This window comes from Cellulomonas sp. P4_H12, from assembly GCF_056400905.1.
Map to the genome: position 1 here is coordinate 77,958 of NZ_JBFUKJ010000006.1, position 13,850 is coordinate 91,807.

A 13,850-nucleotide genomic window follows, 5' to 3' on the forward strand; every position below is an offset into this window, starting at 1 on the left:
TCGGGCGATGGGACCGACGACCGCGCCGCGCAAGCGCCCGACGATCCGTGACGTCGCGGCGGCGGCCGGCGTGTCCCGGGGCACGGTCTCGCGCGTCATCAACGGGGGGCACTGGGTGTCGCCGGACTCGCTCGCGGCGGTCGAGGAGGCCATCCGGACCACCGGGTACTCCGCGAACCAGCACGCGCGCAGCCTGGTCACCGGACGGTCGAACTCGGTGGCGTTCCTGCTGACCGAGCCCCAGCACCTGCTCTTCGAGGACCCCAACTTCTCGATCCTCCTGCGGGGAGCCGCCGAGGCGCTGGCCGCACGCCGCATGCCGCTCCTGCTCATGGTCGCGGGAACCCCCGAGGAGCAGGAGCAGGTCTCGTCGTACGTCGGCGCCGGGCACGTCGACGGCGTCCTCGCGATCTCGTCGCACAGCGGCAACCCGTTGCTCGACGCGCTGGTGCGGCAGGGCATCCCGATGATCTCGTGCGGCATCCCGCTCGGCTTCGAGGGCAGCCTCGGGTACGTCGCCGCGGACGACCTCGGCGGCGGGCGGCGGATGACGCGGCACCTGCTCGAGATCGGCCGCACCAGGATCGCGACGATCACCGGACCCCTGGACACCCCCGGCGGCAGGCTCCGGCTCGAGGGCTACCGCGACGAGCTCGGCTCGCTCTACGACGAGTCGCTCGTGGCCCACGGTGACTACACGCGCGAAGGGGGCGCGGTGGCGATGCGCACGCTCCTCGAGCGCCGACCCGACCTCGACGCGGTGTTCGTGGGCTCCGACCTGATGGCTGCGGGGGCGCTGCAGGCGCTCCGCGAGGCCGGCAGACGGGTCCCGCAGGACGTCGCCGTCGGAGGCTTCGACGACTCCGGGCTCGCAGCGAACCTCGACCCGCCGCTCACCACCATGCGCCAGCCGCTGATGCGGATCGCCGGCGAGATGGTGCGCCTGCTGGTCGAGCTGGTCGAGGGTGGGGAGCCGGCCCCCGTCACGCTGCCCACCTCCCTCGTGGTGCGCGCCAGCACCGGATCGGTTCTGGCGACCCCTGCCTGACGTCGGTTGCGCCCCGGCACGCTGCGGGGTCAAGATCACCCGACGGCCGCAGCCGTCCCCATGAAGGAGGTTGCAGATGGCCACGACGGAGACGGCGATCCTTGCCGGCGGGTGCTTCTGGGGTGCGCAGCAGCTGCTGCGCCGCCGCCCCGGAGTGATCTCCACCCGCGTCGGGTACTCGGGGGGCGACACCCCGAACGCCACGTACCGCAACCACGGCGACCACGCCGAGGCCGTCGAGATCGTCTTCGATCCCGACCAGATCTCGTACCGGGACCTGCTGGAGTTCTTCTTCCAGATCCACGACCCGTCGACCAAGAACCGGCAGGGCAACGACATCGGCCGCAGCTACCGGTCGGCGATCTTCTTCACCTCCGACGAGCAGCGTCGGGTCGCGCTCGACACGATCGCCGACGTCGACGCGTCCGGGCTCTGGCCGGGCAAGGTCGTCACCGAGGTCGAGCCGGCGGGTGAGTTCTGGGAGGCCGAGGAGGAGCACCAGGACTACCTGGAGAAGCTCCCGCACGGATACACGTGCCACTACGTGCGCCCGGGCTGGCGGCTCCCGCACCGCGACGAGCAGCGGGTGGGATAGCTCCGGGTCAATGTCGTTCACGACTCTTCGTGACATACCGGTCACGAGGGCCTTTCTGGTGACCTGAGACCCCCCATCTGGCGGGTCGACGTGCGGGTACGGCGATGGGATCGTCGGACGACGCACCGCGGAGGACACCAGTGCCCGGACCACTTATGACGACCCAGGGTCGTCTTTCGGCGCGCCCGCGGCAGGGGCGGCGGCCGTGGGAGTCGGTCGCGATCCTCGCGTCGATGGCGTTCCTGACGGCCGTCCTGACGGCGCCGCCCATCGACGCCTCCCACTCCGCGGAGGTCGCGCAGGCGGCGTCGCGCGTGGGATCGCCGACCGCGCGGCAGCCGACCGGGCCGGCGCACACGGAGGCGCTCGCGCGGCTCGGCGACCGCGTGGCGGCCGTCGAGACGGCGACCGTCGCTCTCGTCGGGCATCCGCTGGTCGACACGACGGACGCCGCCTCGCGGACGCTGGTCCGTCCCGACCTGGTCGACGCCACGGCCGTCCCCGTCGTGTCGGGGCTGACCGTCGAGCAGCTCCCGGACCGCGTGCTGGACGCACGCCAGCAGGTGGCGGCGGGTGACGTCGGCACAGCGGCGCGCGTGGTCGACGACGTCGAGACCGACGTCCTGCTGGTCGCGCTCGACCTCGGCGACCAGTCGGCGCAGAACGCCGCCATGACGCGCCTGCTGGTCGCCGCCGACCCGCAGGTCGCGCTGCTCGACGGGGCTGTCGCGGCCACCCACGCCGCCGCCGAGGCGCGGGACGTCGTCGCGGCCGCCACCTCCGCCATCCAGGCGCGGGACGCCGCCGCCGGCATCACGGTCGCGGCGCAGCAGATCGCGGTGGCGGGGGACGAGGAGGCGAAGGCGGCTGTCGCCAAGGTGCAGAAGCAGGCCAGGTCGACCGACGGGTACACCAACGGCGACATCCCGCTGAAGGTGCTCTGCAAGGTCGCGTTCGCCCCGAGCCAGCACCTGCGGTGCGACGCGGCGGAGGCGCTGGCGCGGATGAACGCGGCCTACCGGGTGGACTTCGGCCGCGACCTGACGATCTCGGGCTCGTACCGCACGCTCGACGAGCAGGTCAGCACCCGGGCCGCCAAGGGGACCATGGCCGCCGTGCCCGGCACGTCCAACCACGGCTGGGGCCTGGCGGTGGACCTCGACCAGCTCAACGGCTACCGGTCCGCGCAGTACGCCTGGCTCAAGGCCAACGCGATGACCTACGGCTGGCACCACCCGACCTACATGGACGAGGGCGGCCGCGGACCCCACGAGCCCTGGCACTGGGAGTTCGGCACGTCGGACGACGCCGGCACCGGCACGTCGGTGCCGATCACCGTGGGCGTCAAGGCGCCCACCGCGCCGCCCCCGAGCGTGCCCGCGCCGCCCGTCGTCGAGCAGCCCAGTGTCGCTCCGGTCGACGCTGCGCCGAGCCCGAGCGCCCCGCCGATCGCGACGCCGGTGCCGAGCAGCACCCCGGTCGCTTCCACGGAGCCGTCCGCTCCGTGACGTGGCCGTAGGCGGCGTGTTTCCTCGATGTTGGCCGTGCCGTCTTTGTCCGTCTATGTGGCGTCGCCAGACTCTGCACCGTGAAACCTGGCATCTCGCGCGGCGTCGCGCCCTTCGCCCTCCTGGCCACCGTGAGCGTGCTGGCCGTCGCCCTCCCCGCCGCAGCTCAGGCCGACGAAGCGCCGCCCGCCGTCCGGATCACCGAGTGGATGTACAACCCGGTGCTCTCCTCGGGCGAGTACCTCGAGATCACCAACCTCGGCGCCGCCCCCGCCAGCCTCGCCGGCTGGTCGTTCGACGACGACAGCAGGGCGCCGGGGACCGTCCCCCTCGACAGCCTGGGCACCCTGGCGGTGGGGGAGTCCGCGATCATCACGGAGTCCACGGACACGACGTTCCGCAGCGACTGGGGCCTCGCCGCAGGGGTCAAGATCCTCGCGGGGAACACCACCAACCTCGGCCGCGCCGACGAGATCAACATCTTCGACGGCCCGGACCCGGTCGCCGACCTGGTCGATCGCCTCACCTACAACGACCAGGGCACGGGCACCGTCAAGGGCCCGCGCACGCAGGGGGTCGCCGGCATCCCGAGCGGTGCGGCCGCGCTCGGCGCGAACGACGCGTCGCAGTGGCAGCTGTCGGCCGTCGGCGACGCCGAGGCGTCGCGCGCGTCGGCCACCGGCGACATCGGCTCGCCCGGCAGCAGCCGCTTCGCTCCTGCGACGCCGCCCGCCGAGAGCTGGACCCGGGTCCGCATCAACGAGGTCTCGTCGGACAACACGGCGACTCCGGTCGGCGACGCCGTCGAGCTGTACAACGGCGGCGCCACCGACGTCAGCATCGCCGGCTGGCTGCAGATCGACAGCGGTCTCGCCAGCGCCGCCACGGCCCTCTCGGCGAAGCTGCCCGACGGCAGCGCCACCACGGTCGTCCCGGCGCACGGCTTCGCGTACCTCGGCTCCACCAAGGGCCTGGGCAGCGGGGGCGACGGCGTGAAGATCTACCTGCCCGACGGCCCGAACGGGACCGCCGGCACGCTCGTCGACTCGGTCACGTACACCTCCGGGCAGGCGGGTACCGACGAGACGAACCCCATCGGCGCCGCGTCGTACGCGCGCTGCCCGGACGGGACAGGCGGCTTCGTCTCCGTGACGACCAAGAGCTTCGGCGCCTCGAACGCCAGCGCGTGCCAGACGCCGGTCGTCCCGGGCGGCGGCACCGGTGGCCCGACACTCACGTGCCAGCCCGAGGGCCCGTCGGGGACCGGCACGCTCCCGGCGACCGCGCTCACGCCGACCGCGTGGCCCGGATCGGCAGCCGTCACCGTGGCGGACGCCCAGTGCGCCTGGATGACGACGACCGGGCCGGAGGGACGTGACATCAGCGGCCTCGTCTTCGACCCGGCGGACGCGAACGTCCTCTACTCGGTCAAGAACAAGAGCTGGGTCTTCCGCCTGGTCAACCAGAACGGCCTCTGGGTCCCCGACACCCGCAACGGCTGGGGCGCCGGCAAGGAGATCTTCTTCCCGGGCAGCACCGATCCCGTCACCAACCAGCCCGACTCCGAGGGCCTGACGGTCGGCCCGGACGGCGCCCTCTACGTCACGACCGAGCGCAACAACGCGGCGAACGACATCCCGCTGAACTCGATCCTGCGGTTCGACCCGACCCAGTCGGGCACCCAGCTGGTCGCGACCGACCAGTGGAACCTGACGCCCGAGTTCCCCGAGCTGCACGCCGGCAACAAGACGGAGGCGAACCTCGGTTTCGAGGGCGTGACGTTCGTGCCGGACAGCTACCTCGTGGCCAACGGTTTCGTCGACGCCTCCACCGGCGCGACCTACACGCCCACCAGCTACCCGCTGCACGGTACGGGGCTGTACTTCGCCGCGCTGGAGAACGACGGCAAGCTCTATGCGTACGCGCTCAACAGCGACCGCACCTTCCACCGCGTCGCGGTCGTCGACACGGGGATGGGGCACGTCATGGACGTGCAGTACGACGCCGACGCGAAGCGGATCTGGGCGCTGTGCGACAACACCTGCGGGGTCACGTCGACCCTGCTCAAGGTGAGCGCGACCGGGACGATCGTCCCGGACGTCGCCTACAGCAAGCCGGCGAGCCTGCCGGTGGACAACATCGAGGGCTTCGCGGTGGCACCGAGCTCGACCTGTGTCGACGGCAGCAAAGCGGTCGTCTGGTCCGACGACGGGATCTGGGGCACCGGGGCCGGGTCGCCCGGTGCGGGCCACGCGCTCTACAGCGGCCGGATCAGCTGTGACCTGGGCCTGGGCGCCCAGGGCGTGCCGGGACCGGCCGCGTGGGATCGCGCCAAGGTCTACACCGCGGGGGACAAGGTCACCTACGGCGGCAAGGTGTTCCGTGCCCAGTGGTGGACCTCCGGCGAGGTCCCGGGCAGCAACGTGTACGGCTCCTGGGAGGAGCTCGCGACGGCCGCCGACGGCACCGCGATCTGGACGCCCTCGCGGGTCTTCACCACGGGCGACGTGGTGGTCTACAACGGCACGAAGTACACGGCGATGTGGTGGACCCGCAACCAGGTCCCCGGCGGCGTGGGCGGCCCGTGGAGCGCGCTCCCTGCGCCCGTCCCGGCGGGCTCGTCGCCGGCGTGGAGTGCGGCGACGGTCTACCTCGGCGGAGAGAAGGTGACGTACCTGGGCCACACGTACCAGGCGCAGTGGTGGACGTCCGGCGTCGCTCCGGGCACGCCGTGGAGCGCCTGGAAGCTCCTCGCCTGACGGGCCGTCCCGGGCGAGCGTTCCGACATCACGCGTTCGTCCCCTGGGGGCACCGGAGTCGCCCGGCGCGGCGCCGTACACCTCGACCCTCACCGTGACGCTCGTCGGGTCCTGACGCCTCGTCGCGCCAGCCGGCGCGCGACGCGCGCGGAAGCTACTCGTCGACGTCGGCGAGCGGCCAGCCGACGGCCGCGAGCCGGGCGCTGACCCGGGCGATGTCACTCTCGTGCGGCTCCTCGCTGAGCAGCGCGCCGATCTGCTCGCCGACGGCGGCCTGCGTCGCACCGTCGGGGTGCAGGAGCATCACGCGGTCGGCGACCTCGAGCACCTCGTCCTCGGTGAGCTTGCGTCGGAGCAGCGCGAGGAGGGCGACGTAGTCGTTCTCGGGCACCCCCACGGGGTACCCGGCCCGGAGCCAGTCGGCGACGCGGCGGACCGCGCTCGGCCTGCTCATCACTTCGCCTTGACGATGCTGTAGATGCCGAGCACGACCGCGCCCACGACCAGCACGAAGCAGGCGTAGCCGGCTAGCGTCCGCACGGCCGGGCGGGGAGCCCCGTCGGTGGCCAGGGCGCGGACCCCGAGGGCGAAGACCGCCGGGATGCTGGCGCCGAGCAGCAGGCTCACCACCACGACCCGGAGCAGGGCACCGCCGTCGATCAGGTTGTCCATGGGTCCTCCGGTCAGACGGTGGCGGGGCGACGGGCCGGCCGGGCGGGCTCGGACCAGTCGTCGTTGACGTTCTCGTGGTTCACGGCGCTGCGTCGCGCGGCGACGAAGATCGTGGCGGACGCCGCCACGAGCAGGACCAGCACCGCGACGTTGCCCAGCGTGCCCCCGAGCCAACTCTGCAGGGCCTCGGCGGCCGCGCCGACGATCGCGGCTGCGGGCAACGTGACCAGCCAGGCGACGGCCATCCGGCGGGCCGTGGACCAGCGCACCTCGCTGCCGCGACCCACCCCCGAGCCCATGATGGAGCCGCTGGCGACGTGGGTGGTCGACAGCGGGAACCCGAGGTTGCTCGAGACCAGGATGACCACGGCCGACGACGTCTCGGCAGCAAGTCCTTGCGGCGACTCGATGTCGACGAGCCCCTTGCCCAGGGTTCGGATCACCCGCCAGCCGCCGATGTACGTGCCGAGGCCGATGGCCAGCGCGCACGAGATGATCACCCAGACCGGCACCGCGGCGTCGTCGGGAAGCGCTCCGCCCGCGATGAGGGCGAGCAGGATGATGCCCATGGTCTTCTGGGCGTCGTTGGTGCCGTGCGCGAGGGAGACCATCGACGCCGAGCCGATCTGCCCCCACCGGAACTCCCGGGTGCGCTCCCGGCCCGGCACGCCCCGCGTGATGCGGTAGACGAGCCAGGTGCCGATCAGGGCGACGACGCCGGCGGCGACCGGGGCGACGACCGCGGGGATCACGACCTTGCCGATTAGCCCGGCCCAGATGACTCCCGAGGGTCCCGCCGCGGCGAGGACCGCGCCGACGAGTCCCCCGATGATCGCGTGCGAGGAGCTCGACGGCAGGCCGAGGTACCAGGTGACGAGGTTCCAGAGGATGCCGCCGGCCAGGCCGGCGAACACGACGGACAGCGTGACGGCGTCCTGCTCGACGATCCCCGACGCGATGGTCGCGGCGACCGCGAGGGACAGGAACGCGCCGACCACGTTGAGGACCGCGGACAGGAGCACGGCGACCTTGGGCTTGAGTGCGCCGGTCGCGATCGACGTCGCCATGGCGTTCGCCGTGTCGTGGAAGCCGTTGGTGAAGTCGAAGGCGAGCGCCGTCACGACCACCAGGACGAGGAGCGGGACATCGGTCACACGACGAAGGTCGGCCCGTCGTCCGGCGGCGGCAACTCGGGGACGGCCAGTTTGCCGAGTGTTCACCCAAGCGTCGACGCGCGGTTCTGCGCAGAGACAGTGCGAGCGCGACTGCAGTCACGCAGGCAGGTCACAGGGCGTTCACAGGGTCGCCATCCGGACATTCCCGTGATGTCGGGCTCCCGTCGCCCGGTGCCGGTTGCCTGGCGGGCATGAGACGCACCGCAGCACTCTCCGTCCTCGCGGCGGCCGTGACCGCCGCCCTCCTCGCCCCCACACCCGCGCTCGCGGGGGACCGTGGCGACGCCCCGGACACCCGGGGTCGTCACACGATCACGCAGCCGACCCTCGTCGCCCGCGCCACCCTCTCCGCCGACTACCTCGCACCCGGACCGCCGTCGGGCGCGCTGGCCACGCCCGCCAACGGCAGGCAGGGCCCGTTCGCCKGGCAGGTGATCCCCGGCTTCTCGGGCATGGTCGACGCCGGCGACGGCACGTTCTGGGCGCTGCCGGACAACGGGTTCGGCACGAAGGCGAACTCCGCCGACTTCCTGCTGCGCCTGTACCACGTGACCCCGCGCTGGCAGACGGCCGCCGGGGGAGACGGCGCGATCGGCGTGGGCGAGTTCGTCTCGCTGCGCGACCCCGACCACCGCATCGGCTTCCCGATCGTCAACGACGCGACCGCCGACCGCCTGCTGACGGGCGCCGACTTCGACGTCGAGTCGGTCGTCCGCGCGAAGGACGGCAGCTTCTGGATCGGCGAGGAGTTCGGCCCGTTCCTCCTGCACGTCGACGCGACCGGCAAGCTCCTCGCCGCTCCGGTGCCGTTCCCGGCCGGCAAGTCGCCGCAGAACCCCTACCTGCAGGTCGGGGAGACGCCGCGGATCCGCGCGAGCCGCGGTTTCGAGGCGATGGCGGGCTCCCGCGACGGCCGGTTCCTGTACCCGATCACCGAGGGCGCGTTCGTCGACGACCCCGTGCAGCGCCGACGCACGATCTCGGAGTTCGACACGGCCGTCGGCGCGTACACGGGCCGCACCTGGGCGTACCAGACGCACCAGGACGCGAACGTCGTCGGAGACGCGTTCATGACCGGCAAGCACGAGCTCCTCCTCATCGAGCGCGACGACTTCCAGGGCTCGGCCTCGGTGATGAAGCGCGTCTACCGGGTGAACCTCGACGCGACCGACGCGGACGGCTTCGTGCGCAAGACCCTCGTGCTCGACGCGCTCAAGATCGCCAACCCCGACCACCTCGGTGCCGGAGACGGCTACGGGACGGACGACCCGTTCTCCCTGCCGGTGCAGTCGTTCGAGACGGTCGTGCAGCTGCGCGACGGCCGGCTGCTCATCGCCAACGACAACAACTACCCCGGCAACGACGCGCGCATCGCGGGTACCCCGGACGACACGGAGATGGACGTGGTCGATCTACGTCAGGTCCGGGCGCCGAGGGCGGGCGACGTCACCGTCGTCGGGCACCGCGGCGCGAGCGGCTACCGGCCCGAGCACACGCTCGCGTCGTACGAGACGGCGATCCTGATGTGCGCCGACTACATCGAGCCCGACCTGGTCTCGACGAAGGACGGCGTGCTCGTCGCCCGGCACGAGAACGAGATCGGCGGCACCACCGACGTGGCCGACCACGCGGAGTTCGCCGGCCGGAAGGCCACCAAGGTCATCGACGGTCGCAGCGTCACCGGCTGGTTCACGGAGGACTTCACGCTCGCCGAGCTCAAGACCCTGCGCGCCAAGGAGCGCCTCCCCGCCGTCCGCCCGGCCAACGCGGCCTACGACAAGCTCTACGAGATCCCGACGTTCGACGAGGTGCTCGACCTCGCCCGTCACTCGCAGACGTGCGACGGGGAGCCGGTCGGGGTCTACCCCGAGACCAAGCACCCGACCTACTTCGACTCCATCGGCCTGTCCCTCGAGGAGCCGCTTCTCGGGCAGCTGCGCGCGAACGGCCTGGACGGCCGCCGAGCACCCGTCTTCATCCAGAGCTTCGAGACGGGCAACCTGCGCCAGCTCGACACGATGACCGACCTCCCTCTGGTGCAGCTCGTGGACTGCACGGGGGCGCCGTACGACCTCGTCGCGGCCGGTGACCCGCGCACCTACCGCGACCTGGTCACCCGCTCCGGCCTGGCTCAGGTCGCCCGGTACGCGGACGGCGTGGGCCTCTGCAAGGACCTGATGATCCCGAGGAACGCCGACGGCACCCTCGGCGCGCCCACCGCGGTCATCCGGGACGCGCACCGCGTCGGCCTGGACGTGCACGGCTGGACGTTCCGTCGGGAGAACCAGTTCCTGCCGGTGGAGTTCCGCAGCAGCGCGGACCCGAACGCCGTCGGCGACCTGGCCGGCGAGATCCGGGTGTTCGTCGGGGCGGGCATGGACGGGCTGTTCAGCGACAACCCGGACGTCGCCTCCGCGACCGTCGGCTGACGCAGACGAGGGCCGGTCCCGGCGATGGTCGGGACCGGCTCAGCTACGGGTGCTGGGCTCGGCCTTCTCCTGACGCATCCCGCGATGCACCTCCTGCAGGAGGAGGGGGACGTCCGCCCACCCCTGCAGGCTCACCGCGGCGACGGCCCGGACGGCCGGCCACTCGCCGTCGACGAAACCCGGGGGAGCTGCGTCGAGCGCGCGCAGCGAGACCCGCCGCAGGTCTTCCGCGACCTCGCGAGCCCGCTCGTCCGGGACGGCCGGGAGCACCGCGGCGATGAGGATCTCGTCGTCCCCGAGCCGTCCGAGCACGCAGCCCGTCGGATAGGCCCTCGTGAGTGCCTGGGCCATCGTGGTGAGGACGCGGTCACCATGGGGGAGGCCGTGGATCGCGTTGAGCAGCCCGAACGCTGCGACGTCGACCAGCGTCACAGCCAGGCGTCGGCGGGTGCCTCGGATCTCTCGTGCCCACGACTCGAGGGTGTGCTCCAGGTTGTGCCGGTTGACCAGTCCCGTGGTGCGGTCGCGCATGCCCTGGTCGGCGAGCGCGGCGGCCAGCGCGTGCACGAGCTCCGACGTGCCCGTCGCCGACCAGATCTCCGCGCGGACGACGACGTCGTCGAACCGGGCCTCCGGCGGCCGGCTCATCGCGAGCAGGGCGGCCTCGACGACCGACGACGCCGGGTCGACGACCAGCGGGTCCCAGTCGGCCACGGCACGCGCGGGCCGCCGGGTCAGCACGGCCCGGCCGTAGCCCAGCCGGCCCGCCATGCCGGCGTTGAACCGCGACCGCGTGATGAGTCCGATGTGGCTGAGGTCGGCGCGGTCGAGGACGCCGATCCGGAGGAGAGCCGGGTCGAGGAACAGCGGTTCGACCTCGTGCACGGGCATCTCGGCGTCGACCACCTGCAGCGGGACGGCGAGGGTCGCGACGGGCGCGGTGGGCGGGACGGCGCCGGAGCGCAGGTCACGCAGAAGGGTCTGGACATCGGCCACGCCCCGATCGTCGTCGCCGTCGCCGCAGGTCATGAGCGTGTTTCGCTGCTCGCCGGTCAACGTTCATGCCCCCGTCACCGTGCACCCCGGCTCGACCGGAGCAGGACGCCGAGCGACGACTTCTGTGCTTCTCGTGCCCGCGCAGCACATCGCGAGCAATGTTCGCGCACTGTTCATCGCATGGTCGCCGGGACCTCCTACGGTCGACGCCCTACGAGATCACTGACCGAGCGGGGTGCGACGATGACTGAGGACCCGACGACCGAGGTGTCCGCGGCGGCGTTGAACGGGTCGCATCTCGGCAGGACCGCGACTCTCGCGTTCGGTACGGAGCATCACCCCCGCGGGCTGCTCCGGGGAACTCTCGAGTCCGTGAAGCACGCCACCGGCTCCGACGACGTCGAGGTCACCCTGGCGATCGGTGGGCAGCGGATACCGATCGACGTCCGCAAGGACAAGGTCGTGCAGGTGCGCTAGACGCCGGACCCGCGTCCGGCGCCATGGGCGGCCCTGTCACCGCTGGGCGGCGAGCTTCTCCAGGTAGGCGGAGGTCCGTCGGCGGTGCGGAGCGCGGGGGAGGCGGTCGGCGGTCCGGCACGGCTCGCCCGGTGCGGCAGCGCATCGGGGGCACAGGACCGTGAGCGCGACGTCGTCCGCGTCGGGTTCGGTGCTCATACGCTCCATGGTGCCCGCTCGGCGGATCCGCCACAAAGGCAGGACTTGAGCGGGTCCGCCCGCTGCCCACCACGGATTCGGACACCAGTCGCGCGCCCTGGGCCGATCCGTCCTGGCCATCGCGCGGTCACGGGACGTCGTCCTGGCGTTCACCCGTCCCGACGACGATGGGCGATCAACCTCAGGAAGGAGCACGCCGTGCGTGTCGAACCCGCTCTCTCCCACTACTCCTGGGCGTCGGTCGCCGAGCCCGTCTACGTGGTCGAGCTCGGTGGGAGCGGCGCCGGAGAGCGGTGGCGGCTGCTCGACGCCGAGGACATCGAGGACGTGCTCGACTGGGCGAGGAGCCGGCAGCGCGGCCGCGTCCTCTCGATCAGCCTCGAGCACCAGGACGAGTACGGGACGTCCATGCTTCGCCTGCTCGGCCCCTCGCAGGCCACGGGCGTGGTGAGCCGCACCGCCTGAGGCCACCCGCCGCCGATCTCAGGTCTGTTCAGCGGGGTTCGCCGGGCGGCTCGATGTCGTCGTAGAGGCGGACAGCGGTCAGCCGGTCGTCGCCGCTGTGCTCGTAGACGGCGAGGCCGGCCTGGGGCGGCAGGTCGCGGTCGCCCCAGCGGACGCAGGTGTACTCCACCGCGGACCGCGCGCCGTCCTCGGTCACCGCGCAGGGCTCGAGCTCGATGCCGCCGCCCGCGCCGAGGCTCGTCGTGAAGTAGGCGCGCAGCGCCTCGCTGCCGCGGTGCGCGGCGTGCGGGCCGAACGACTCGCGCAGATACGCGCCGTCGGCGAACGTCCCCATGACGGCCTCGACGTCGCCGGCGGCCAGCGACTTCCGGAAGCGATCGACGACGCCGGCGAGGCTGTCGCCGCTCGCGGGCAGCATGGGCGGCCGCACGTGGCGGCGGCCGTCCACCGGCCACTGGCTGCAGTAGGTGCGGAAAACCACGGAGCGATCGTCCGGAGACTCGGCCACGACGGCCACCGGCCAGTCCATGGCGTTGCCGTCGTCGTCCTCGACGCGCGCCAGCAGCTCCACCACAGCGCGCCGCCCGGCGGTCGTCGACGCGACGGTCTCGACGCGGGCGTGGTGGTCGGCCAACCACGACGCGTTGCGCCGGGCGAACTGCCGGAGCTGTGAGTGCCCGTGCACCTCGCCCACCCGTGGGTCGTTGACCACCACGTCGCCGGGCCACACGAGCTCGAGGTCGCGGGAGTCGCCGGTGTCGAGGGCCCGCAGGTACTGCGCGACCGGGTCGGCGTGGCCCTCCTCGCGCACCTGCCGGCGGGCCAGCTCGGCGGCGGAGACGAACTCCGGGAACCACGGCATCCCGCAACAATGCACCCTCGCCGACTCCGACGACAGCCCCGGTCGAGGCCTGACGCGGGTCTTGACGGCACAGGTTGCCGAGAGCATGTTGTGACACGAGCGCGTCACCATCGCCACCGGGGGGTGGTCCTCTCGGGCACAGCCACGACAAGGAGCCAGGGGATGAGCAGCACCGGGACGAGCAGCACGAGCGCGGCCCCCAGCCCGCCGGTGGAACCGGGGCAGGTGAGGCTCGAGGTGGTGGTCATCCCGGTCTCCGACGTCGACCGGGCCAAGAGCTTCTACGAGTCGCTGGGGTGGCGGCTCGACGCCGACCTCGCGGTCGACGAGGGCTACCGGGTGGTGCAGCTGACGCCACCGGGGTCGGCGTGCTCGATCATCTTCGGCACGGGCCTGACGGCGGCGGCGCCAGGCTCGTTCGAGGGGCTGCAGCTGTCCGTCTACGACATCGACGCCGCGCGTGCCGACCTGGTGCAGAGGGGCATCGAGGTCAGCGAGCCCTTCCACGACGAGACCGGCATCTTCCACCATGCGGGCACCGCGGGTCGGGTCGACGGGGCCGCACCCGACCATGCGGACTACGGCTCGTTCGTTGCCTTCAGCGATCCCGACGGCAACGGCTGGTTGCTGCAGGAGATCAAGACGCGCCTGCCCGGCCGCTGAGGG

14 protein-coding genes are annotated in these 13,850 nt (G+C 72.4%); 8 read left to right on the plus strand and 6 right to left on the minus strand.

The window, feature by feature from the left end; translation table 11 throughout:
• The first annotated feature begins 7 nt into the window (after positions 1–7).
• The 4 genes from AC1DQC_RS05115 (at position 8) to AC1DQC_RS05130 (ending at position 5,910) form a co-directional block, all read left to right on the plus strand.
• Complete coding sequence (locus AC1DQC_RS05115; RefSeq protein ID WP_477050138.1) at positions 8–1,048, plus strand: LacI family DNA-binding transcriptional regulator; 1,041 nt, start codon at positions 8–10, stop codon at positions 1,046–1,048.
• Positions 1,049–1,124: 76 nt separating this feature from the next.
• A complete protein-coding gene (msrA, locus tag AC1DQC_RS05120) occupies positions 1,125–1,643 on the plus strand; it encodes a peptide-methionine (S)-S-oxide reductase MsrA (RefSeq protein WP_477050139.1) in 519 nt (172 codons plus the stop codon).
• A gap of 233 nt (positions 1,644–1,876) precedes the next feature.
• Complete coding sequence (locus AC1DQC_RS05125; protein WP_477050140.1) at positions 1,877–3,151, plus strand: M15 family metallopeptidase; 1,275 nt, start codon at positions 1,877–1,879, stop codon at positions 3,149–3,151.
• Positions 3,152–3,231: 80 nt separating this feature from the next.
• Positions 3,232–5,910, plus strand: a complete 2,679-nt coding sequence (locus AC1DQC_RS05130) for a carbohydrate-binding protein (RefSeq protein WP_477050141.1) — start codon at positions 3,232–3,234, stop codon at positions 5,908–5,910.
• Positions 5,911–6,064: 154 nt separating this feature from the next.
• On the opposite strand, the gene AC1DQC_RS05135 is transcribed toward AC1DQC_RS05130, so the two are convergent.
• The 3 genes from AC1DQC_RS05135 to AC1DQC_RS05145 are packed head-to-tail and all read right to left on the minus strand — an operon-like array spanning position 6,065 to position 7,736.
• Positions 6,065–6,364 (minus strand): DUF3349 domain-containing protein, encoded by a 300-nt coding sequence (locus AC1DQC_RS05135; protein ID WP_477050142.1) that lies wholly within the window; start codon positions 6,362–6,364, stop codon positions 6,065–6,067.
• Positions 6,364–6,582 carry a hypothetical protein gene (locus AC1DQC_RS05140; protein ID WP_477050143.1) on the minus strand — a complete coding sequence of 73 codons (219 nt, stop codon included), beginning with the start codon at positions 6,580–6,582 and terminating at the stop codon, positions 6,364–6,366. The genes AC1DQC_RS05135 and AC1DQC_RS05140 overlap by 1 nt, the downstream gene beginning before the upstream one ends.
• Positions 6,583–6,593: 11 nt before the next feature.
• Positions 6,594–7,736, minus strand: a complete 1,143-nt coding sequence (locus AC1DQC_RS05145; protein WP_477050144.1) for an inorganic phosphate transporter — start codon at positions 7,734–7,736, stop codon at positions 6,594–6,596.
• 212 nt (positions 7,737–7,948) lie between these two features.
• On the opposite strand from AC1DQC_RS05145, the gene AC1DQC_RS05150 reads away from it, so the two are divergent.
• On the plus strand, positions 7,949–10,186 hold the full coding sequence (locus tag AC1DQC_RS05150) for an esterase-like activity of phytase family protein (RefSeq protein ID WP_477050145.1): 2,238 nt from the start codon (positions 7,949–7,951) through the stop codon (positions 10,184–10,186).
• A 39-nt stretch (positions 10,187–10,225) separates the two neighbouring features.
• Here the strand turns inward: AC1DQC_RS05150 and AC1DQC_RS05155 are convergent, their stop codons facing one another.
• Positions 10,226–11,182 (minus strand): diguanylate cyclase domain-containing protein, encoded by a 957-nt coding sequence (locus tag AC1DQC_RS05155; protein WP_477050146.1) that lies wholly within the window; start codon positions 11,180–11,182, stop codon positions 10,226–10,228.
• Between the two features lie 243 nt (positions 11,183–11,425).
• Between AC1DQC_RS05155 and AC1DQC_RS05160 the strand changes: the two genes are divergently transcribed.
• Positions 11,426–11,659 carry a hypothetical protein gene (locus AC1DQC_RS05160; RefSeq protein ID WP_477050147.1) on the plus strand — a complete coding sequence of 78 codons (234 nt, stop codon included), beginning with the start codon at positions 11,426–11,428 and terminating at the stop codon, positions 11,657–11,659.
• Between the two features lie 36 nt (positions 11,660–11,695).
• Here the strand turns inward: AC1DQC_RS05160 and AC1DQC_RS05165 are convergent, their stop codons facing one another.
• Positions 11,696–11,857: a zinc finger domain-containing protein gene (locus AC1DQC_RS05165; RefSeq protein WP_477050148.1), complete on the minus strand. Its 162-nt coding sequence runs from the start codon at positions 11,855–11,857 to the stop codon at positions 11,696–11,698.
• 198 nt (positions 11,858–12,055) lie between these two features.
• On the opposite strand from AC1DQC_RS05165, the gene AC1DQC_RS05170 reads away from it, so the two are divergent.
• The gene (locus AC1DQC_RS05170; protein ID WP_477050149.1) at positions 12,056–12,322 is read left to right on the plus strand and encodes a hypothetical protein; all 267 of its coding nucleotides are present in this window, start codon (positions 12,056–12,058) and stop codon (positions 12,320–12,322) included.
• Between the two features lie 28 nt (positions 12,323–12,350).
• Here AC1DQC_RS05170 and AC1DQC_RS05175 read toward each other — a convergent pair whose 3' ends face one another.
• Positions 12,351–13,184, minus strand: coding sequence for a nuclear transport factor 2 family protein (locus AC1DQC_RS05175; RefSeq protein WP_477050150.1), 834 nt, complete (start codon positions 13,182–13,184; stop codon positions 12,351–12,353).
• Positions 13,185–13,346: 162 nt separating this feature from the next.
• Between AC1DQC_RS05175 and AC1DQC_RS05180 the strand changes: the two genes are divergently transcribed.
• Positions 13,347–13,847 carry a VOC family protein gene (locus AC1DQC_RS05180; protein WP_477050151.1) on the plus strand — a complete coding sequence of 167 codons (501 nt, stop codon included), beginning with the start codon at positions 13,347–13,349 and terminating at the stop codon, positions 13,845–13,847.
• Positions 13,848–13,850 lie beyond the last annotated feature (3 nt).

Coding starts and splice junctions, on each gene's coding strand:
- AC1DQC_RS05125 (WP_477050140.1), top strand. CDS start 1,877: ATGGCGTTCCTGACGGCCGTCCTGACGGCGCCGCCCATCGACGCCTCC.
- AC1DQC_RS05140 (WP_477050143.1), bottom strand. CDS start 6,582: ATGGACAACCTGATCGACGGCGGTGCCCTGCTCCGGGTCGTGGTGGTG.
- AC1DQC_RS05175 (WP_477050150.1), bottom strand. CDS start 13,184: ATGCCGTGGTTCCCGGAGTTCGTCTCCGCCGCCGAGCTGGCCCGCCGG.
- AC1DQC_RS05165 (WP_477050148.1), bottom strand. CDS start 11,857: ATGAGCACCGAACCCGACGCGGACGACGTCGCGCTCACGGTCCTGTGC.
- AC1DQC_RS05135 (WP_477050142.1), bottom strand. CDS start 6,364: ATGAGCAGGCCGAGCGCGGTCCGCCGCGTCGCCGACTGGCTCCGGGCC.
- AC1DQC_RS05160 (WP_477050147.1), top strand. CDS start 11,426: ATGACTGAGGACCCGACGACCGAGGTGTCCGCGGCGGCGTTGAACGGG.
- msrA (WP_477050139.1), top strand. CDS start 1,125: ATGGCCACGACGGAGACGGCGATCCTTGCCGGCGGGTGCTTCTGGGGT.
- AC1DQC_RS05115 (WP_477050138.1), top strand. CDS start 8: ATGGGACCGACGACCGCGCCGCGCAAGCGCCCGACGATCCGTGACGTC.
- AC1DQC_RS05180 (WP_477050151.1), top strand. CDS start 13,347: ATGAGCAGCACCGGGACGAGCAGCACGAGCGCGGCCCCCAGCCCGCCG.